Source organism: Planosporangium mesophilum (assembly GCF_016863255.1).
Taxonomy (GTDB): domain Bacteria; phylum Actinomycetota; class Actinomycetes; order Mycobacteriales; family Micromonosporaceae; genus Planosporangium; species Planosporangium mesophilum.
Map to the genome: position 1 here is coordinate 20,708 of NZ_BOON01000069.1, position 20,076 is coordinate 40,783.

The following is a 20,076-nucleotide window of genomic DNA, read 5'->3' on the forward strand; positions in this document are numbered from 1 at the left end:
CCCCCACTCCCATGATCACCGAGAGTTATGGGCGCGGTGACGCCCAAAAGTCTCGGTGATCACGGGTCTGGCTTACCGAGAGGTCGGCGCGCGGCCGCACCACGAGGACGAACACCGGCTCGTCTGCGATACCCGAGGACTCGCCGATCCGCAGGATGAGCTTGACCCGCCATCCATCGCTCGGCACAGCCGGCTTCTCGTCCGGCTCGGGTGAGCGGTACTCGTTCCCGTCGCCCAGCCGTTCGCTTGTACCGGAAAACGGCCTCGTTGACGAAACGGAAGCCACCGGCCGGTGCGTGTCATCCCTACCCGGGGCGCGCGTTTGACGACGGGCGCGGGCTACGTGCACCGCTCGGACCAGCACGACGGGTTGAAGGTCGAGCGCGGCAGCGTAGGCCACGAGGAATGTTTGCCCCGGCAGTCTCACGCCGCGCTCGTACCGGGACACCTCGTGCCTGGTGAGTGTGGATCGGCCGGACAGGGCACAGATCCGGTCGGCAAGCTGGTTCTGGCTAAGTCCGAGGTCACGTCTACGTCGGGCGACGAGTTCCCCGAACGAGAGCCGCACAAGCGCATGTGGCCCGCCGTCTGCGCCGGCCTGTCCATCGCGCGGCATCCTGCGGTCTCGAGCGGACTCACCGGTCCCCACCTGGGTCGACCTACGATCGCTCATCGCGCACCCCCCGCTGCCGCCGCTCCACGCCGCGACGCTGATCGGGCCATCAGCGGTTCTGCCGCAACCATTGCTGCGCCTGCTCGGCGAGGGGGCGAAGGACGTCGTTCACCTTCGGGTCATCGCTCAGGCCGTTTTGACTCGTCAGCGCTGCCCGATAGACCTCATATGCAGTGGTGTCGAAGATGGGGAATCCTCGACGTTGTCCCTCGTAGATGTCGCGCACGTACGGCCGGTCGGGAAACTCCGGCATCGGCAGCGCCATGTGATCACCGCCCAACATCAGTGCGTCTCTTTCCGTTCGGCCGTCCGGTACAGGCCGTCCGGCAGTGGGCCCTGAGAATGTCCAACCGGCGGTCGGTCTCGTCGCCGTCGTGGGGCGTGGCGGCTTCACGACGCGTCCGGGGAGCGCGGGCCGGTCACCTACTCGGCTCGGACCACGAACCGGGGCAGGTCGCCAGCCATGCTCGGTGGCAGGTGCGGCGCGACGGTGGTGTGGAACGCGTGCTCCAGCGCCCGCACGGTCGCCGCGACCGAGGATCCGAACCGGGCTGTTAGCAGTGCGTCCAAGTCGATGTTGTTCGGGGCGTACTCCGGGGCGTCGTGCAGCAGCACGGCGGTGACCAGATGCGGCGCCGGGTCGGCCACGTGCCCGTCGAGGGCGAGTGCCACCTTGGGCGTGCGTTGACATACGCCGAGAAAATCGCACTATGGACTACATTGAAAGCTGACGATCGTATACCACGACTGTATGGGCATTCCGATAGGGAGCAGGCATGGACGCGCAGCGACGGCGACGGCCTTACCACCCTGCGGCGCCTCCGGGTCTATGGGAGCGGCCGGAGATGGCCCAAGCGCTTGCGGAGCGCGATATGGGTACGGTACTGCGAGTATTTCGTCGTTGGACAGGGGCGAGCCAAACGGATATTGGAATACTCATAGGGATTCCGCAGCCTCATGTCAGTGAGCTGGAAAGAGGAACCAGGCGAGTTACTTCGCTGGATCTCTTTGAGCGATTCGCTGATGGGTTGAGGATTCCCCATAGGCTTCTCGGCCTTGCCGAGGCGGACGGCCGTGATGACAGCCTAATGCCGGATGGCCCAGTTGCCGAAAGCCAGCAGGAGTGGCTGAGAACACGGCGCTTCTTGACGGCACATCGAACGGATCTGACTCATTTCGTGAGTCGACTGTATGCAAATTCCATTCGACTGGAGGGAACGGGCACTCTCATGCCGCCGAACTGGCGGCTTGCGAAGCCTGTCGACCTCGAATTGGTCGAACTGGAATGGCAGGAAGATGTGTCGAGGCCGGCGGTCGACGGGGGCGAACGTGAAACGCTGCGCGTGCGGCCCCTTATCGAACCAGGCCATGCGTATACGAGATATCACCGTGCTATGCGTGACCTAGCTCGTCCTCGGCTGTTCGAAAATCGACTGTGCTACCGCCTACTTAACGTATGTACTGGCGATGAGTCGGGTAACGATCGCCTTGCACTACGTCTCACGCTGGGCAGTATGTGTTACTTCGACATGATTGATTTTGGCGAGTCACTGGCCCACGAAGTTGCTCTTATTGCCACCGACGAGAACAGGAACCTCGCGCCCGATCATATCGCCTGGGAAGCTCTGAATTTCCGCCGACTGATGCGGGACCCATTCGAACTGGCGCAGTATCCGCTACTGATGTCGATAAGCACGCTCACGATTCGCTACAGTAAGGCTGGGGCGACATTCTTCCTGCTTCGACGGAATCCGGCCAAGGTTGCGATCGCGGGCGGGATGTTAAGCGTGTTCCCGACGGGCGTTTTTCAACCAGCGTCCGTCCTTCCCGCGCCCAACTCACCAGATTTCAACCTCTGGCGGAACGTGATGAGAGAATACAGCGAAGAATACCTTGGAAATCCTGAGCACGACGGCGGAGGGTCGCCAATTGACTACGAGAACGAAGAACCATTCCGTTCGCTGGACGCGGCACGCAAAGATGGCAGAATCCGTGCCTACTGTCTTGGTGTAGGCGTCGACGCGCTGAATTATGTGGGTGACGTGCTTACCGTTGCCGTATTCGAGGCCGAAACGTTCGACTACATCTTCGGCAACATGGTCAAGTACAACGACGAGGGCGAGGTCGATGCTGAAGAGTTCACCTTCGACGGGTCGACCGTTGAGCGTCTCCTGACCACCGAGTCGATGGCACCCAGTGGCGCCGCGTGCCTGCGTCTCGCCTGGCTTCACCATGCGGAAATCGCGCCGACGATCGCATGAACGCTCCCATGCTCAACTCGGGTGCTCCCGACGCGGCTCGGCCTCCTGCCCTCCGTCGCTAGATGCGCAACAGTCGTCCGCCACTGATCGGCGATACAAAGAAATCCTTGATCACTAGCGTGGCCAGTTTGAACGAACGTGAGGATGCTTTGCCGTCACCGATAGCGCCCAAGCCTCGATGATCACGAGTCGGGTGGGTCCGGTTTGCCGACGGCGCGAGCAGGGCAGTAACGGTCCCATGAGTGGATTCCTGGACAAGGCCAAGGAACTCGTCGGCAAGCACGACGACAAGATCGACAAGGCGCTGGACAAGGTCGGCGAGCAGATCGACCGGCGCACCGAGGGCCGGTACAGCGAGCACATCGCCAAGGGCGTGCAGACCGCCAAGGAGCGCACCGGCGAGGGCGACACCACCACGGGTCAGCCCCCGACAGGTCAGCCCCCGACGGCGTAGCGGAGTCCGCCGGCGAGGTGGCGCCGGAAAGCCGGGTCCGCGTACGCCTCGACGGTGTGCCCGAGGGCGGTGTAGAACGCCCGGCCACCGAGGTTCTCGTGGCACCAGGCGATCGGGTGGTCGGCGCCCATCGTCCCGCCGGAGTACGACGACTCGTCCACTGTGGCCAGTACCCGTACCCGCCCGCGCGGGTTGGCGCGGAAGTCGTACCACTCGTCGGTGTGGGCCCATTCCGGATCGAGCCCGGCGGTCGCCGGATGGTCGGCGTCGACCACTCGGACCGTCGCGGGCTGCACCTCCGGGTGCCGGTCGAACCAGGCGCCGACCAGCCGGCCGTAGAAGGGCCAGTCGTACCCGGTGTCCGCGGCGCCGTGCACGCCGACGTAGTTGCCGCCGTCGCGGATGTAGTTCTCGAAGGCGGACCTCCCCGCGTCGTCGAGCACGTCCCCGCTCGTGTTGAGGAAGACCACAGCGTCGTACCCGGCGAACGCGTCGGGCTCCTCCGTGGCGTCCACCTTCATCCCGGCCAGTTCGCGTACGGCCTCGATGCCGGCCGGGATCGACTCGTGCCGGTACCCGAGGGTCCTGGTGAAGACGAGAAGCCGTCCGCTCATGTCAGTACGCCACCCCCACCGCCTGTTTGACCGTGGCCGGGTCGGCCAGCACCGCGAGCATCGCATGCGCCACGTCGGCGCGGGAGATGGTCGCGCCGACGTGGCACGTTCCCGCCCACGGCCCGTACGGTCGCGCGCGGGAGCTGTCAGATCTCGGGCCTGAGAACGATCCGCCGACCGGCGCTGATGACCGAGGCGTACCGCGTCAGGTCCGGGTCGCTGATCGAACCGCCACCGGTACCCTCGGTCCACTCCCTGGCCAGTACCGGTTTGATCTCGTCAACCGGCCGGCCGGCGTACCGCTCGTGGATCCGATCGAGAATCGGTTGGATCCGGCTGCAGGTCGCTTCGATGGCCATCCGGCCGACCTGGCCTTCCCAGCCGTGATCCGTCTCGAAGCTCGACACCCTTACCGCCTCCCCTCGCGTTCACGCCGTCACCTGAGCACCTGCCCCGCAGGAGCGGAGGTTAGTCGCCGCGACGCCAGGGGTAGTGCCGGCGCATGGCTGTGGCACTTCCGGAACTGGCCAAGGAGCTGCTCGACCGCAACACCTTCGTGGTGCTGAGCACGCTCAACCCCGACGGTGGCCCGCAGTCGAGCGTCATCTGGGCGATGCGCGACGGCGACGAGATCGTGTTCTCCACGATCCTGGGGCGGCGCAAGACGAAGAACATGAAGCGGGACCCCCGGATCTCGATCTGCGCCTACGACCCGGCCGACCCGTACCGCTACTTCGAGGCGCGCGGCCAGGTGAGGATGACCCAGGAGGGCGGCCAGGAGCTGATCAACAATCTGGCCCAGCGGTACCTGAACGGGCCGTACCAGGAGTACGCCCCGGACTCGGTACGCGTGGTGTGCCGGCTGGCCCCGACGAGTGTGGTCACCCAACCCCTGTAAGCGGGTTTGGCGCCTCGGGGCGGGGTAGGTCGCGCCCTATGTTCGGAAAGCGTCGCCGCTCCTCAGCGCGCTCCGAGAGCCACGACCCGCCGGTCGGCCCGCTCGATCCAGGTCGGCAGGGCGCGCGGCCGGCCCGGATACCCGAGCCTCGGGAGGCGGTCAAACCACCGCAGTACCGGGACGACCGGGACCTCGAATCCACCGACGAGTGGGAGCTCGCGCGCGAGGGCGTCCGGAAGCCACCGGCCCCGCACCTGCGTACCCATGAGGCCTCCGGCGCGACCCTGGCACCGACCCGCCCCTCGGAGGTGGAGCGCAAGCCCAGGCCACAGCGGATCGAGCCCTATCCCGGCCCGGTGCACCACGGGCATCCGGGGCAGGTACTGCTCGACTGGATCAGGACCACGGACGCCAAGAAGATCGGCATCATGTACCTGATCGGGTCGTACGTGTTCTTCCTGGCGGCCGGCCTGATGTCCCTGGTCATGCGCGCCGAGCTGGCCCGGCCCGGGCTGCAGTTCCTGTCGACCGAGCAGTACAACCAGCTCTTCACCATGCACGGCACGCTCATGCTGCTGCTGTTCGCGACCCCGGTCGCGTTCGGCTTCGCCAACTACATCGTGCCGTTGCAGATCGGCGCGCCCGACGTGGCGTTCCCCCGGCTCAACAACCTCTCGCTCTGGCTGTTCATCTTCGGTGGCGCCGTCGTGATGGGCGGCTTCATCGTGCCCAACGGGCCGCCGGACTTCGGGTGGACCGCGTACGCCAACCTCAGCCACGCGGACAACACGCCGGGCGTCGGCGCGAACATGTGGATCGTCGGCCTGGTCCTGTCCGGCGTGGGCACGATCCTCGCCGGGGTCAACATCCTCACCACGATCGTCACGCTGCGGGCGCCCGGCATGACGATGTTCCGGATGCCGATCTTCACCTGGACCATGCTGGCCACGGTGATCATGGTGCTGCTCGCGTTCCCGGTCCTCGCCGCCGCGCTGCTGGTCCTGCTCTCCGACCGGATCCTCGGCTCGCACGTCTACGACCCCGGCTACAACGGCCCGATGCTGTGGCAGCACCTGTTCTGGTTCTTCGGCCATCCCGAGGTGTACATCGTCGCGCTGCCGTTCTTCGGCATCATCAGCGAGGTCGTCCCGGTGTTCAGCCGCAAACCCCTGTTCGGGTACAAGGGGATGGTCGCCGCCACGCTCGCGATCGCGGCCTACTCGATGACGGTCTGGGCGCACCACATGTTCGCCACCGGCCAGGTGCTGCTGCCGTTCTTCTCGTTCATGACGTTCCTGATCGCGGTGCCGACCGGGATCAAGTTCTTCAACTGGATCGGCACCATGTGGAAGGGGCAGCTCACCTTCGAGTCGCCGATGCTGTTCGCCCTCGGCTTCCTGACCACGTTCCTGCTCGGTGGGCTGACCGGGGTGCTGCTCGGCTCGCCGCCGATCGACTGGCACGTGCACGACACGTACTTCGTGGTGGCGCACTTCCACTACGTGCTGTTCGGCACGATCGTGTTCTCGGTGTACGCGGGGATCTACTTCTGGTTCCCCAAGATCACCGGGCGGATGCTGGACGAGCGCCTTGGCAAGATCCATTTCTGGCTGACGTTCATCGGCTTCCACACCACCTTCCTGGTGATGCACTGGCTCGGCGCCCGGGGCATGCCCCGGCGGTACGCCGACTACCTGCCCCAGGACGGGTTCGCCACCTGGCACACCATCTCGACCATCGGCTCGTTCATCCTCGGCGCCTCCGTACTGCCGTTCCTGTGGAACGTGTGGAAGTCGTTCAAGTACGGGCCGAAGGTCACGGTCAACGACCCCTGGGGGTATGGGAACTCGTTGGAGTGGGCGACGAGCTGCCCGCCGCCGCCACACAACTTCGAGTACATCCCGCGCATCCGGTCGGAGCGTCCCGCGTTCGACGTGAAGTACGGCCAACTCATCGCCGACTACGGCCGGGACATCCCGATGCGGGGGGTCCGCCCGCCCCAGGACATCCGGTGATCCTCAGAACTTCCCCGACGTCGTGGTCTCCCGCAGGGTCTGAGGCAGCACCCTCCGGGAAATTGCGTCGAGCGTGCGGACGGGCGCCCGGTTGGGTCGGATGAAGTGGACCGTCGCGGTCAGCCAGCCGGCGGCGAGGATCATGCTGCCGAGCACGTCGGTCGGGTGGTGCATGCCGCGGTACATCCGCGACCACGCCACCCACAGCGGCATCAGGACCGCGATCGCCACGAACAGCCACCGCCACCCGCGCCCTACGCGCGGCACGGCGAGGACCGCGATCGCGGCGTACAGCAGGATCGTCGCCGCGACGTGGCCCGACGGGAAGCTCGACGTGGGCAGCGGCCCGTCCATGTGCGGCACGTCCGGCCGCGCCCGCTGGACGAACGCGGCGCTGGCCAGGAACAGGGTCAGTTCGCCGAACATCGTCACGAGCAGGAACACCACCGGTCGCCAACCCCGGGTGACGAGCAGTGCGACGGCGCCCGCGACCAGGCCGACGGCGAGGATCATGTGCGTGTTGCCGGCCCGGCCGCCGAGATCGCTGACCTGGTCGAAGAAGGGCGTACGGTGGGCCGCCAGCCAGTGCGGGACGGTGTGGTCGCCGAGGATGTTGCCGTTGCCGCCGTGATACCGGGCCAGCGGCGTGCCGACCGCGCACAGCGCGCCGAAGACGAGGATCCAGGCGACCGCGGTGCCGGCGACGGCGTGGCGGACGTCCGCGAGGTCCGGCACGCCGGCCGGCTTCAGGTCGTCGCCGGCCTCCGGCTCCAGGCCCTCGGCCAGTGGTCGGGTCGCCCGGCGGCCTGTCTGCTGCCGATGTAGCTGGAAGGCGAACGTGGTGACGCCGAGCCACGCCACACCCAGGCACCAGCCCCCGATCACGTCGGAGAGGAAGTGCACGCCGAGGCCCAACCGACTGAATCCGACCGCCACGACCAGCACGCCAACGGCGACCGTGAGGGCCCGACGGGCGCGACCGGACAGCGCCGGGGCGAAGATCAACAGCAGCGCCCCGTACACGATCATCGCCCCGAGGGAGTGCCCGCTGGGGAAGCTGTTGCCGCCGCCGACCGCCACCGGGTGCTCCACCACCGGCCGCAGCCGCCCGATCGCGCGCTTGAGCGCCGGGTCCAGGATCAACGCACCCGCGCCGGTGACCAGCAGGTACGTCATGAGCCGGAACCGGTGGCGCACCGCCAGCAGTACGGCGACGACGGCGACCAGGCACGCGAGGAAAGTGGGGCCGCCGAGCTGGGTGACGAACCGCAGCGCCGACACCGCCGACGGGTTGGCGGCGACCGTCCGGTTCAGGTCGGCGGCCAGACCCTGGTCCACCGACTCCAGCGGCAGCCAGCGGGCGCGTACCGCGAGCGTGAGCGCGGCGAACACCAGCGCGGCGACGGGAACGGCCGCGACGCGGGCGAGGTTGCGACCGGAACGATCAGGGTTGTCGATCACGCGGCCGTGGTACCCATCGCCTTCAGGTTTGAATCGACCTCTGTCGCGGGGATACCGGGGCCATGACTGTCGTCCATTCCGCACGCAGAACCGCCCATCGGGCTGCGCGCAGCGACATCCTCGAGGTGCTGACCCGGATCGGTTTCGTCGGGTACGGGCTGCTGCACCTGACCGTCGCCTGGATCGCCGCGCAGATCGCGCTCGGCCACCCGACGGGTGAGGGCGACCAGGCCGGGGCGTTCCGGTACCTCGCCGAGCAGCCGTTCGGTCGGTTCTCGCTGATGGTGAGCGTGGTCGGCCTCGCCGCCATGGCGGTCTGGCAACTGCTGCTGGCGTTCGTCGGGCACCGCCAGGAGCGCGGCTTCTCCCGTACCGCCGAGCGGGTCGCCTCCGCGGTGCGCGCGGTCGTCTACGCGGGGCTGGCCTGGACGGCGTACAAGGTGGTGGTGGGCTCGCCCACCTCACAGGCCAGGCAGGCGCAGGAGGCGACGGCCGGGGTCATGGCCCATCCGGCCGGGCGGTGGCTGGTCGGGCTCGCCGGCGTCGTCGTCGTGGCCATCGGCATCGGTCTGATGGCCTACGGCGCGCGGCGGGCGTTCTGCAAGCGCCTGATGCTGGGCCGGATGAGCCGGTCGGCCCGCCGGACGGCGACCGTTCTGGGCGAGGCCGGCTACATCGCCAAGGGCATCGCCTTCGGGATCGTCGGCGTGCTGCTCTGCCAGGCCGCGTCCAAGCACAACGCCGCCCGTGCGCGCGGGCTGGACGGGGCGCTGCGCCTGCTGGTCGACCAGCCGGCCGGGCCGCTCGCACTCCTCGGAGTCGCGACCGGGTTCGCGGCGTTCGGCGCGTACTGCTTCTTCCAGGCCAGGTACCGGAAGGTCGGCGCGTGACGGACTCCTCCCCCGCGCCGGCCTCGTCTGCGGCGGCGCCGCCGGAGACGGTACCCGCCACCCGCTCGGCCGTCGTGGTGAACCCGTCGAAGGTCCTCGACCTCGACGAACGCCGGCGGGAGATCTGCGGGGCGCTCGCGGAGGCCGGCTGGCCCGAGCCGCTGTGGCTGGAGACCACCCCGTCCGATCCCGGCTGCGGACAGACCCGGCACGCGATCGCCAGCGGCGTCTCGGTGGTGTTCGCCTTCGGCGGCGACGGCACCGTCATGGCCTGCGCGACCGAACTCGCCGGCACCGACGTGGCCCTGGCGGTCCTGCCCTCGGGTACCGGCAACCTGCTGGCCGCCAACCTCGGCCTGTCGTCCGACGTGGCGGAGGGCGTCGCGATCGCCGTCGGCGGGCGGCGTCGCCGCATCGACGTGGGGGTCGTGGGCGACCGCTGCTTCACCGTCATGGCCGGGATGGGCTTCGACGCCGAGATGCTCCAGGCCACCCCCGAGCCACTCAAGCGGCGCGTCGGCTGGCTCGCGTACCTGTTCGCCGGCCTCGGGCGACTGCGCAGCCGGCCGATGCGGGTACGGATCCGGCTCGACTCCCGGCCTCCCATGCGCCGGCGGGCCCGTACCGTGCTGGTCGGCAACGTCGGGCGGCTCCAGGGCGGCATCCCACTGCTGCCGGACGCCGAGCCCGACGACGGCTACCTCGACGTGGCCGTGCTGTACCCGCGCACGCTGGGCCACTGGCTGTCGCTGGCGTGGGGAGTCCTGCGCCGGCAGCGCGACATCGCGCGGTTCGAGACGTTCCGGGCCCGGTCGGTCGAGGTCACCAGCGACCGCGCGCAGCCCCGCGAACTCGATGGCGACGTCATCGAGCCCGGCCGGACACTCGCGGTGACGGTACGGGACCGCGCGCTGTGCCTCTGCGTACCCGGGGAATGAACGTTCCGTCGGTCTTCCCGCCCAACCGCACCATGCGACGGGCTCAAACACGACATGATGCGCGATAGTGCGTACAGACACCGCTAGCCACAAGGGGCCGGTGGGTGACCATACTTAGCGGAGTCCACCGATCCAGGAGGTCGTGTGTGAGCGAGCGAAGCGAGCGGACCACGAGGCTCAGCGCGGTTGAGCCCCACCATGCCGTCGGAGGTCGTACCGTCGGCAGCGGTGAGGTGACGTCGTGAGCTTCGTTCTGCGCTATGGCGCCCGCAGCGACCGGGGCACGGTGCGCCCGGCCAATCAGGATTCGGCGTACGCCGGTCCGTACCTGACGGTCATCGCCGACGGCATGGGTGGGATGGCCGCCGGCGACCTGGCCAGCCGGCTCACCATCGCCGCGATCGGCCCGCTGGACCGGCTCGCGGCGGCCCGGGCCGTCGAGGACCCGGCGGACATGCTCGTCGAACACCTGCAGGCCGCGGCGGAGGACGCCAACCGCCGCATCCGCGACGAGGTGGCGGCCAACCCGGCGTTGGAGGGCATGGGTACCACCCTGACCGCCATCCTGCTGGCCGGCGGCCGGATCAGCATGGTGCACGTCGGCGACTCCCGGGCGTACCGGCTGCGCGACGGCGACCTGCAGCAGGTGACCAAGGACGACACGTACGTGCAGATGCTCCTCGACGAGGGCGCCATCGGGCCCGAGGAGGCGGCGACCCACCCGCACCGCTCGGTGGTGACGCGCGCGTTGCAGGGCCGGCAGGTCGAGGCGCGGTACTCGGTACGCCCCGCGGTCGTGGGCGACCGGTACATGCTGTGCAGCGACGGGTTGTCCGAGGCGGTCTCCGCGGACGCGATCGCCGCGACGCTGCTGGCTTACCCCGACCCCCAGATGTGCGCCAACCAGCTCGTCTCGCTGGCGCTGTACGAGGGCGCGACCGACAACGTCACCGTCATCGTCGCGGACGTCGCCGAGGGCGACGCCGGCGGCGTGCAGCCGGTCGTGCTCGGCGCGGCCGTCGGGGATCCCGAGCCGGCGTCTCCCTGATCGCCGCCTGATCGTCGTTTGTTCGTCAGCGACAGGCGCCGGCGATTGCGGCCAGCTCGGCCGCGGAGGCGTTCCCGCCGCTGCACATAACGCCGACCCGCCGTCCGGCGAACCGCTCCGGACGGGTCAGCACGGCGGCGAGCGACGCCGCGCCCGAGCCCTCGGCGAGGGTGTGCGCGTGGCTGGCCAGTACCGCCTGCGCGGCCGCGATCTCGGCGTCGTCGACGAGGACGAAGTCGGCCAGCCGCCCGGCCATCAGCCGCTGCGGCAGGCCGTACCCGCGGCCGGTCGCCAGCCCCTCCACAACGGTACGGCTCGGCCGGCTGACCAGGTCACCCACGCGCCACGACTCGTACGCGGCGGGCGCCGCCGAGGACTGCACGCCGATCACCTCGCACGCCGGGGCCAGCGCGGCGGCCACCACGCAGGCCGCGGCCGCGCCGGTACCGCTGCCGATCGGTACGACCAGCACGTCCAGGTTCGGCACGGCGGTGAGCATCTCCAGGTACGCGGTACCGACGCCGGCCAGCAGCGCGGGCTCGTCGCCCGGGCTGACCAGCCGCAGGCCCTCGGCGCGGGCCAGGTGCTCGGCGTGCGCCTGGGCCTCGCCCATGTCCGCCCCGTGGAGCACGGCCTCGCCGCCGAGCGCCCGCACCGCCCGTACCTTGCACTCGTTCGCGGCGGCCGGCATCACGATCACGGTACGCACGCCGAACAGCCGACCGGCGTACGCCAGCGACTGCGCGTGGTTGCCGGTCGACCACGTGACCAGCCCGCGCTCCCGCTCCGCCGCCGGCATCCCGGCGAGCAGGGCCACCCCGCCGCGCACCTTGAACGCCCCGACTGGCTGTACGTTCTCGTGCTTGACGTGGAGCGTCGCGCCGGCGAGATCGTCCAGCGCGGGGTAGGTCCACATCGGCGTGGGCGGCAGGTACCGGGTGATCACCCGGCCGGCCTCGAGCACGTCAGCCATGGTCAACGCGTCGGTCGTCGGCTCAACGGCCCTGGTGAGCACACTGGTCATGGCAATCATGGTGCGGCCCGGACGACCTATAGGTCTAATGCCACTCTTCTCGTGAACCCATCGGCCATATTGATATGTTGGTCGGATGCTCGACGTGACCCGCCTCCGGGTGCTTGCCGCGGTCGCCCGGCACGGCTCGGTGACCGCCGCGGCAGAGGCGCTGCGGTACGCCCAGCCGTCGGTCAGTCACCACCTCGCCCGCCTGGAGGCCGAGACCGGAGCGCGACTGGTGCAGCGGGTCGGCCGAGGGGTCCGGCTGACCGCCGCGGGCCGACTGCTCGCCGAGCGGGCCGAGGAGATCCTCGGGCGGCTGTCCGCCGCCGAGTCCGAGTTGGCCGAGGTCACCGGCGTACGGGCCGGGCGGGTCCGGCTGGCCGCGTTCCCGTCCGCGCTGGGCACGTTCGTCCCTCGCGGTGCGAAGGCGTTCGCCGCCGCGCACCCGGGGGTCCGGCTGGAGTTCGTCGAGGCCGAGCCGCCGGACGCGCTGCGCATGCTGCGGGCAGGTGAGGTGGACGTGGCGGTGGCGTTCGAGTACGCCGGGGCGGCCGTACCGGCCGGTGACGGCGTGCGCCGGCTGCCCCTGCTCACCGAGCCGATCTTCCTGGTGACCGCCGCGGACGCAGTGGTCGCCGCGGACGCAGTGGTCGCCGCGGACGCGCCGGCCGCTTCGAGTGGCCTGACCGGGTACGCCGACGCCGCCTGGATCGGCGGCTGCGAGCGCTGCCGGGCGCACCTGCTGTCCGCCTGCGCCGAGGCCGGCTTCGCGCCGAACATCGCGTTCACCACCGACGACTTCGTGGCGGTACAGGCGCTGGTCGCCGCCGGGCTGGGCGTGACCACGCTGCCTGAGCTGGCCCTGACGGCCCACCGCCACCCGGCGGTACGGGCGGAGGCGCTGCCCGGGATGAGCCGGGAGGTCTTCGCCGCCGTGTACGGCGAGCCGCCCGACCCGCCGGCCACGACCGCGCTGGTACGCCAGCTCACCGCCGCCGCCCGGCCGTGATCGTTACGGGCGCAGCGCGGTGAGCAGCGGGATCGCGGCGATCTTCTCCTCGGTCAGCTCCGACCACCGGATCCCGCCCTCGGGCCGCGGGCCCCGCGCCGCGCGGCAGTCGATCACCCGCTCCGGCGTCACAACGAGATCGACGGGTACGTCGTGAGCCGTCACCGGTACCGCGCCGGCCGGGCGTACCTGCAGTTCGTGGACCGTGGTGACGACCAGCGTGCGCGGGCCGATCAGACCGGCCGCCGAAGCCAGCGCGTACTCCAGGTCCGCGAAGCCCCCGCCCTTGCCCAGCCGCGCCCCGTCCTCGCCGACCGCGACGCAGCCGGTGACGACGAGGTCGACCGCCGACAGGTCCGTCACCGCGATCCGCCGGGCCGATCGGGTCGCGCCACTGATCGAGGCCGCCTTGCGCGGCGGGTCGGTGAGGTGGTCGGGGTCGAGCAGGAAGAACGGGTCGGGCTCGGCGAGGCGCGGCACCGCCATGTACACCGTCTTGCCGTCCTGCAGCGCCCGCTGGCGTACCGGAAGCTGCGCCGAGTCGGGGTTGGCCTTGACGGTCTCGGCGCCGCCCCACTCCGGCCTGGCGCGAAGCAGCTCGGCGGCCGCCTCCGCGCCGACGAAGTTCGAGATGCGGCCGGGCGCACCGGGGAAACGGGCGACCCGTGCGGCGGTCAGCGCGGCCCATACCTCTTCGCGCAGCGCCGCCTTCGCCGCGAGCAGGTCGGGATCGCCCCCGGCGTCGTGGCCGTGGCGAGGAGCGCGTCGTGGCATGCGGCGTACCCTACCGTCGCGGATGACCTGACCGGCTTGGCGGCGGCCCGGAGGCACGGTGCAAGGCTGATCGGGGCCCCACCCTGTCAGCGCTTGTCACAATCGCGAGCTAGCGTCGATGCGTGACAGAAACGGTTGTGCCCACCCCACCGTCCGATCTGCCGCGCACGCTCGGCGAACTGCGTGCCAGCGGCCACCGGTACCGCACCGTCAAGCAGGAGCTACGCGAGAACCTCATCGCTCGGCTCCGCGACGGCGCCCCGCGCTTTCCCGGCGTCGTCGGGTACGGGGATACGGTCCTGCCCGAGCTCGAGCGCGCCCTGCTCGCCGGTCACGACGTGGTCCTGCTCGGCGAGCGCGGGCAGGGCAAGACGCGGGTGATGCGGTCGCTGATCGCGCTGCTCGACGAGTGGACGCCGGTGATCGCCGGCTCGGAGCTGAACGAGCACCCGTTCCACCCGATCACTCCGGGGTCACTGCGCCAGACCGTCGAGTACGGCGACGACCTGCCGGTCCGGTGGCTGCACCGGTCGATGCGCTACGGCGAGAAGCTCGCCACGCCCGACACCAGCGTCGGTGACCTGATCGGCGACGTCGACCCGATCCGGGTGGCCCAGGGTCGTACCCTCGGTGACCCGGAGACCATCCACTTCGGACTCGTACCCCGTACCAACCGGGGCATCTTCGCCGTCAACGAGCTGCCCGACCTGGCCGAGCGGATTCAGGTCTCGCTGCTCAACGTGCTGGAGGAGCGCGACATCCAGATCCGCGGGTACCAGCTCCGCCTGCCGCTGGACCTGCTGCTGGTGGCGAGCGCCAACCCGGAGGACTACACCAACCGCGGCCGGATCATCACGCCGCTCAAGGACCGGTTCGGCGCCGAGATCCGTACCCACTACCCGCTCGACCTCGACCTGGAGACCGAGCTGATCCAGCAGGAGGCCGAGGTCGTCGCGGCCGTACCCGAGCACCTGCTGGAGGTGCTGGCCCGGTTCACCCGCGCGGTCCGCGAGGCGCCGTCGGTCGACGCCCGGTCCGGTGTGTCGGCCCGGTTCGCCATCGCCGCGGCGGAGACCGTCGCCGCCTCGGCGCTGCGCCGCGCCGGCCTGCTGGGCGAGGACGAGCCGGTCGCCCGGGTCTGCGACACCGTCTCGGTCACCAGCACGCTGCGGGGCAAGGTGGAGTTCGAGAGCGGCGAGGAGGGCCGGGAGGTCGAGATCCTCGCCCACCTGCTGCGGATCGCGACCGCCGAGACGTTCCACTCCCGCCTGGCCGGGATCGACCTGTCCGGCTTCACCAACCTGGTCGCCGAGGGCAGCGTCATCGAGACCGGTGAACTGGTCAGCGCCGACGAACTGCTGCGCCAGGTCGGCACCGTGCCGGGGCTGGCGAAGGTGCTCGACCGGCTCGGGCTCGGCGACGCGCCCAGTCGCGGCGAGGCCGCGGCCGGAATCGAGTTCGTCCTGGAGGGACTGCACCTGACACGCCGGCTGTCCAAGGACCTCACCGACAACGGCCGGACCGTGTACGGAGTCTGAGTGATGGCGACCAACCGGTACCGGTACGGGGAGTGGCGCGGCGGGCCCGACCCGCTCGCGCCGCCGTACGACGTGCGCGCCGCCGTGGACGCGGTCGGCAACGACGTGCTGGCCGGCGGCAGCCTGCGGGACGCGCTGCGCAACCTGCTGCGCCGAGGCCCGCAGGGCGACCGTGGCCTGGACGACCTGGCCGCCCGGGCCCGCCGGATGCGCCGCGAGGCGCTGCGGCGCGGCAACCTGGACGGCGCGGTCACCAGGGCGCAGGCGCTGCTCGACCAGGCGCTCGCCGCCGAGCGGGACGAGCTGGGCCGCCGCGACGACTCCGATGCCCGGTTCGCCGAGGCAATGCTCGACAACCTGCCCCGGTCCACCGCCCGGGCGGTGGAGGAGCTGTCGGAGTACGACTGGTCCAGCGACGAGGCGCGCCAGATGTACCAGCAGATCCTCGACGGGCTGCGCCGCGACGTCCTCGAACAGCGGTTCGCGGGGATGCGCGACGCGCTGCGGGGGATGTCCGACCCGCAGGCGAACCAGCGGCTCAAGGACATGATGGGCGACCTCAACGACCTGCTGGCCCGGCACGCCCGCGGTGAGGACACCACCGACGCGTTCCGCGAGTTCATGGCCGAGCACGGCGAGTTCTTCCCGGAGAACCCGCAGTCGGTCGACGAACTGGTCGACGCGCTCGCCCGGCGCGCCGCCGCCGGCGAGCGACTGATGCGGTCGCTGTCGCCGCAGCAGCGCGAAGAGCTGTCACAGCTCATGGCGCAGGCGTTCGGCGACGCCGGCCTGGCCACCGAGATGGCCGCGCTCACCGACAACCTCCGCGCGCTGCGCCCCGACCTGCCGTGGGGGCGCCGTGAGCAGATGCGCGGCCAGCAGGAGCTCGGGTACGGCGAGGCCGCCGGGGCCCTGGAGGAGATCGCCGACCTCGACGACCTGTTGGACCAGCTCGGCCAGGAGCACCCCGGCGCGACCCTCGACGACATCGACGTCGAGGCCGTGGAGCGCAACCTCGGCCGGGGCTCGGGCGACGACGTACGGCGGCTGCGGGAACTGGAGCGCGAGCTGCGCCGCCAGGGCTGGGTGACGCGCGGCCCGGACGGGCTGACGCTCAGCCCGAAGGCGCTGCGCCGGCTCGGCGGCACCGCCCTGCGTACGGTCTTCTCCCAGCTCGACGGCGGCCGGCGCGGCCAGCACGACCTGCGCTCCGCCGGCGCCGCGGGCGAGATCACCGGGGCGTCCCGGCGCTGGGAGTACGGCGACGAGCAGCCGCTCGACGTGGTCCGTACGGTCGGCAACGCGGTCCGGCGGGCGGGACCGGCCACCCCGGTGGCCCTGGCCGTCGAGGACTTCGAGGTCGTCGAGACCGAACGCCGGGCGTCGGCGGCGGTGGCGCTCTGCGTCGACCTGTCGTTCTCGATGATCTCGGAGGGGCGCTGGGGGCCGATGAAGCAGACCGCGCTCGCGCTGTCCCACCTCGTCGCCACCCGCTTCCCACAGGACGCGCTGCAGATCGTCGGCTTCGGCCGGTACGCGATGACGCTGTCGCAGACCGAACTCGCCGCCATCGAGCCGGACATGGTGCAGGGCACCAACCTCCAGCACGCGCTGAGGCTCGCCGGCCGGCACCTGCGCAGCCACCCCGAGTCGGAGCCGGTCGTCCTGGTCGTCACCGACGGCGAGCCGACCGCGCACCTGTCCGACGACGGGGAGGCGGTGTTCTGCTGGCCGCCCCTGCACGAGACCATCCGCGCCACCGTGTCCGAAGTGGACAACCTGACCCGGTACGGTGCGACGCTCAACCTGTTCATGCTCGGCGCGGAGCCGGGTCTGCGCCGGTTCGTCGACGCGGTGGCCAGGCGAAGCGGCGGGCGGGTGTTCACCCCGGACGCCGAGGACCTGGGCCGGTACGTGGTCGACGACTACCTCCGGGCGAGGCGCGGACGCCGGGGCCGGTGATCGCGCGGCTCATCGCCAGTACCGCGGCCACCCACTGATGTCACCCCGGGGTTGACAGCGCGCCTTGTGGACGGCCATCCTGAGGCGATGAAGCGTCAACCCAGGGGTGACAACTCGGCCTGGGACGAGGTCCTCGCCCACCGACCCACCGACGTACGAGACGACGTCCGCGCCCGGCTCGTGGAGAGCGGTCTCACCCCCGAGCGTGTACGGGAGGTGCTGGCCGACGGCGGCGACGTCCTGTACGCCACCGCGAAGAGCGGCGAGGAGGACTGGGCGAACCGCTTCGGTGGGCCGCTGGCCGTGGCGCTGCTCGCGGCGGAGGTGAGCGCGTTCGCCGCCCACCTCAATTCACGGGCATCGGCGGTACGGGCCCTCGCCGTGGATTCCCTGCTCGACGATTTCAGCGCCGTGACCGTGGCCGCACGCCTCGGCGTGTCGCGACAGAAGGTCTACGACATCAGCCGGGGAAACCTCAGCGCCTCCTTCATCGATCGCGTCCCCTGGAGCAGCCATGAATGACGTCACCGAACTCGTCGATCTCCCCGACCCCGCCGTACAACCACTCGTACACCCGCTGGACCTGCCCGAAGCCCGGCGGCCGTTCCGGATCTCCTGGCTGATCGCGGCGTTGACCGGCCCGCCCGTCGGCCTGTGCGTAGCGGCGCTGGTCTGGTTCGCCAGCCACAGCTACGTCGGGCCGCTGCTCGCCGGCGCCACGCTCATCGGCTTCGGCCACCTCGCCAGCCGCTACTTCCGGGCACAGGCGTGGGAGTACATCCCCCGCAAGCGGCAGGACCGGCAGCGGCCACTGCCCGCGGCCTGGGAACTCGCGTCGGGCCTCGTGTTCGCCGCCGCGCTCGCCGCGGCCCTGCTGCTGCTGGCGTACCGGCTCGACCGGCCCGACGTCGCGGTCGAGGTACGCGAGTTCACCATCGGCATGGGCGCCGCCGCCGCCGCGCTGGTCGTCATCGACTTCCTCGGTACGCTGCTGCGCCGGCCCAGGTCGGCACTGTTCACGCTGCCCGCGGTCGTCGCCGTCGTCGTGAGCATCGCCGTCGCCTACGCCATCCTGCTGGACTCAGCCAGAGGTCCGTCGGCCACCCTGTGGTGGGGCGTCGGGACGATGCTCGTCGCGGGTGCCGGCATCGGGGCCTGGAAGCTGGCTTCTTCGCGCTCAGCCAGGGGATAGCGCGTCGAGGGTGGCGGGGGTTCGCGGCCGAGCCTCGGGATCACGGCGTTACCCATTTGTTGGGATTTACTCAGCGTCTCGCCCGACCGCCCGATGTGGGAACGGAATGCGGTGGTGCGGACGGTGTGCCCCATGCCGGTGATCAAGAGCTGCTTGCGTGAGTGGGAGAGATGATGGCTGTGCCGGACAAGGTTGGCGCGTCGGCGTTGGGTGGGTTCGGCCGCTGGGTGGCCAACCGGCGCATGAACACGAAAATCCTGATCGTGATCGGGCTTCTCGCTGTCACAGCGGGTGGTGTGGGCACCCTGTCGCTGACGAAGATGTCGGCGCTCAACAGCACGGCGACGTCGCTGTACGTGGGCGGCCTGCTACCCCTGCAACACATCGAGGAGGTGGTGATCGACATGCGCGACACCCGCATGGATGTGTTGAACCAAGCGCTCTCGACGACCGACGCGAACATGACCAAGTACGAGCAGGCGGTCAAGGACGACGACGCGAGATTCGCGGCCAGGCTGGCCATGTACGAGAAGGAGTCGGTGGCGCCGGAGTTGGTCACCCAGCTCCGCGCCGCCTGGGCGGACTACCAGCGTGACCGGCAGCAGATGATGGACGCCAGCCGGCGCAACGACTTCGCCACCATCGAGAAGGTGCGCGACACGGTCACCGCACCGCAGATCGCCAAGGCCTCGGCGATCGCCGATCAGATCGTCTCCCGGGAGACGGCCGACGCCAAGCGCCGCAGCGACTTGGCCACCGCGACGTACAACAGCGCCCGCACCACGACGATCACCTTCCTGACCGTCGGCCTGCTGCTGGCCGTGGCGTTCGGCCTGTTCGTGGCCCGCAACATCATCGGCTCCCTGCGCCGGGTGTCGGACGTGGTCGACGGGCTCGCCGCCGGTGACCTGACCCGGACGGCGGGCGTGTCCAGCCGTGACGAGATCGGCCAGATGGCCAGCGGCCTCGACACCGCCACCGCACGCCTGCGCGAGACCGTCACCACCATCGGGTCCAGTAGCGAGACGCTGGCCGGCGCCGCCCAGGAACTGTCGGCGGTCAGCCAGCAGATCGCCGGTAGCGCCGAGGAGGCCAGCGCCCAGGCCGACAACGTGTCGGCCGCCGCCGAGCAGGTCTCACGCAACGTGGAGACGGTGTCGGCGGGTGCCGAGGAGATGAGCGCCTCGATCAGGGAGATCGCCAGCAACGCCACCGACGCCGCGCACGTGGCGCAGGGCGCGGTGAAGGCGGCCGAGCAGGCCAACGACACCATCTCCAAGCTGGGCCAGTCCAGCGCCGAGATCGGCGACGTGGTCAGGCTGATCACCTCG

21 protein-coding genes are annotated in these 20,076 nt (G+C 70.2%); 13 read left to right on the forward strand and 8 right to left on the reverse strand.

Annotation, left to right across the window (positions count from 1 at the left end; translation table 11 throughout):
• Window positions 1-25: 25 nt before the first annotated feature.
• The 3 genes from Pme01_RS28790 to Pme01_RS28800 all read right to left on the reverse strand — a co-directional run bounded on the left by Pme01_RS28790 (window position 26) and on the right by Pme01_RS28800 (window position 1,345).
• A complete protein-coding gene (locus Pme01_RS28790) occupies window positions 26-673 on the reverse strand; it encodes a helix-turn-helix domain-containing protein (RefSeq protein WP_308441120.1) in 648 nt (215 codons plus the stop codon).
• A gap of 49 nt (window positions 674-722) precedes the next feature.
• A complete protein-coding gene (locus Pme01_RS28795; RefSeq protein ID WP_168113838.1) occupies window positions 723-938 on the reverse strand; it encodes a hypothetical protein in 216 nt (71 codons plus the stop codon).
• A 158-nt stretch (window positions 939-1,096) separates the two neighbouring features.
• Window positions 1,097-1,345, reverse strand: a complete 249-nt coding sequence (locus Pme01_RS28800) for a hypothetical protein (protein WP_168113837.1) — start codon at window positions 1,343-1,345, stop codon at window positions 1,097-1,099.
• 173 nt (window positions 1,346-1,518) lie between these two features.
• Here Pme01_RS28800 and Pme01_RS28805 point away from each other — a divergent pair, with 173 nt between their 5' ends.
• Both Pme01_RS28805 and Pme01_RS28810 read left to right on the forward strand, forming a co-directional pair.
• Entirely contained in the window at window positions 1,519-2,934 is a 1,416-nt protein-coding gene (locus Pme01_RS28805; RefSeq protein ID WP_203935945.1) for a helix-turn-helix domain-containing protein, read from the forward strand.
• A gap of 238 nt (window positions 2,935-3,172) precedes the next feature.
• Window positions 3,173-3,388, forward strand: coding sequence for an antitoxin (locus tag Pme01_RS28810; protein WP_168113835.1), 216 nt, complete (start codon window positions 3,173-3,175; stop codon window positions 3,386-3,388).
• Here the strand turns inward: Pme01_RS28810 and Pme01_RS28815 are convergent.
• Both Pme01_RS28815 and Pme01_RS28820 read right to left on the reverse strand, forming a co-directional pair.
• A complete protein-coding gene (locus tag Pme01_RS28815) occupies window positions 3,370-4,002 on the reverse strand; it encodes a ThuA domain-containing protein (RefSeq protein WP_239088523.1) in 633 nt (210 codons plus the stop codon). The two genes, Pme01_RS28810 and Pme01_RS28815, sit on opposite strands and share 19 nt — an antisense overlap.
• Window positions 4,003-4,148: 146 nt before the next feature.
• On the reverse strand, window positions 4,149-4,409 hold the full coding sequence (locus Pme01_RS28820; protein WP_168113833.1) for a hypothetical protein: 261 nt from the start codon (window positions 4,407-4,409) through the stop codon (window positions 4,149-4,151).
• 95 nt (window positions 4,410-4,504) lie between these two features.
• Here Pme01_RS28820 and Pme01_RS28825 point away from each other — a divergent pair, with 95 nt between their 5' ends.
• Together Pme01_RS28825 and ctaD are read left to right on the forward strand one after the other, a co-directional pair.
• The gene (locus Pme01_RS28825) at window positions 4,505-4,900 is read left to right on the forward strand and encodes a PPOX class F420-dependent oxidoreductase (RefSeq protein WP_168113832.1); all 396 of its coding nucleotides are present in this window, start codon (window positions 4,505-4,507) and stop codon (window positions 4,898-4,900) included.
• 38 nt (window positions 4,901-4,938) lie between these two features.
• Window positions 4,939-6,915: an aa3-type cytochrome oxidase subunit I gene (gene ctaD / locus Pme01_RS28830; protein WP_168113831.1), complete on the forward strand. Its 1,977-nt coding sequence runs from the start codon at window positions 4,939-4,941 to the stop codon at window positions 6,913-6,915.
• A gap of 3 nt (window positions 6,916-6,918) precedes the next feature.
• Here the strand turns inward: ctaD and Pme01_RS28835 are convergent, their stop codons facing one another.
• Entirely contained in the window at window positions 6,919-8,376 is a 1,458-nt protein-coding gene (locus Pme01_RS28835; RefSeq protein WP_168113830.1) for a phosphatase PAP2 family protein, read from the reverse strand.
• Between the two features lie 62 nt (window positions 8,377-8,438).
• Between Pme01_RS28835 and Pme01_RS28840 the strand changes: the two genes are divergently transcribed.
• The 3 genes from Pme01_RS28840 to Pme01_RS28850 all read left to right on the forward strand — a co-directional run bounded on the left by Pme01_RS28840 (window position 8,439) and on the right by Pme01_RS28850 (window position 11,252).
• Window positions 8,439-9,266 (forward strand): DUF1206 domain-containing protein, encoded by an 828-nt coding sequence (locus tag Pme01_RS28840; RefSeq protein ID WP_168113829.1) that lies wholly within the window; start codon window positions 8,439-8,441, stop codon window positions 9,264-9,266.
• Window positions 9,267-9,340: 74 nt separating this feature from the next.
• The gene (locus tag Pme01_RS28845; protein ID WP_168114090.1) at window positions 9,341-10,204 is read left to right on the forward strand and encodes a diacylglycerol/lipid kinase family protein; all 864 of its coding nucleotides are present in this window, start codon (window positions 9,341-9,343) and stop codon (window positions 10,202-10,204) included.
• A 241-nt stretch (window positions 10,205-10,445) separates the two neighbouring features.
• Window positions 10,446-11,252 carry a PP2C family protein-serine/threonine phosphatase gene (locus Pme01_RS28850; protein WP_168113828.1) on the forward strand — a complete coding sequence of 269 codons (807 nt, stop codon included), beginning with the start codon at window positions 10,446-10,448 and terminating at the stop codon, window positions 11,250-11,252.
• Between the two features lie 25 nt (window positions 11,253-11,277).
• On the opposite strand, the gene Pme01_RS28855 is transcribed toward Pme01_RS28850, so the two are convergent.
• Complete coding sequence (locus Pme01_RS28855) at window positions 11,278-12,276, reverse strand: threonine ammonia-lyase (RefSeq protein ID WP_203935946.1); 999 nt, start codon at window positions 12,274-12,276, stop codon at window positions 11,278-11,280.
• Between the two features lie 85 nt (window positions 12,277-12,361).
• Here Pme01_RS28855 and Pme01_RS28860 point away from each other — a divergent pair, with 85 nt between their 5' ends.
• A complete protein-coding gene (locus Pme01_RS28860) occupies window positions 12,362-13,279 on the forward strand; it encodes a LysR family transcriptional regulator (protein WP_168113827.1) in 918 nt (305 codons plus the stop codon).
• Between the two features lie 3 nt (window positions 13,280-13,282).
• On the opposite strand, the gene Pme01_RS28865 is transcribed toward Pme01_RS28860, so the two are convergent.
• Window positions 13,283-14,053, reverse strand: coding sequence for a 5-formyltetrahydrofolate cyclo-ligase (locus tag Pme01_RS28865; protein ID WP_168113826.1), 771 nt, complete (start codon window positions 14,051-14,053; stop codon window positions 13,283-13,285).
• Window positions 14,054-14,175: 122 nt separating this feature from the next.
• Here Pme01_RS28865 and Pme01_RS28870 point away from each other — a divergent pair, with 122 nt between their 5' ends.
• The 5 genes from Pme01_RS28870 to Pme01_RS28890 all read left to right on the forward strand — a co-directional run.
• Window positions 14,176-15,591 (forward strand): AAA family ATPase, encoded by a 1,416-nt coding sequence (locus Pme01_RS28870; RefSeq protein WP_168113825.1) that lies wholly within the window; start codon window positions 14,176-14,178, stop codon window positions 15,589-15,591.
• A 3-nt stretch (window positions 15,592-15,594) separates the two neighbouring features.
• Window positions 15,595-17,553: a vWA domain-containing protein gene (locus Pme01_RS28875; RefSeq protein ID WP_203935947.1), complete on the forward strand. Its 1,959-nt coding sequence runs from the start codon at window positions 15,595-15,597 to the stop codon at window positions 17,551-17,553.
• Between the two features lie 87 nt (window positions 17,554-17,640).
• Window positions 17,641-18,075, forward strand: a complete 435-nt coding sequence (locus tag Pme01_RS28880; RefSeq protein WP_168113823.1) for a hypothetical protein — start codon at window positions 17,641-17,643, stop codon at window positions 18,073-18,075.
• Window positions 18,068-18,745, forward strand: coding sequence for a hypothetical protein (locus Pme01_RS28885; protein ID WP_168113822.1), 678 nt, complete (start codon window positions 18,068-18,070; stop codon window positions 18,743-18,745). Before Pme01_RS28880 ends, Pme01_RS28885 begins: the two co-directional genes overlap by 8 nt.
• A 173-nt stretch (window positions 18,746-18,918) precedes the next feature.
• Window positions 18,919-20,076 (forward strand): methyl-accepting chemotaxis protein (locus tag Pme01_RS28890; RefSeq protein ID WP_203935948.1); only part of this gene is annotated, 1,158 nt, incomplete at its 3' end.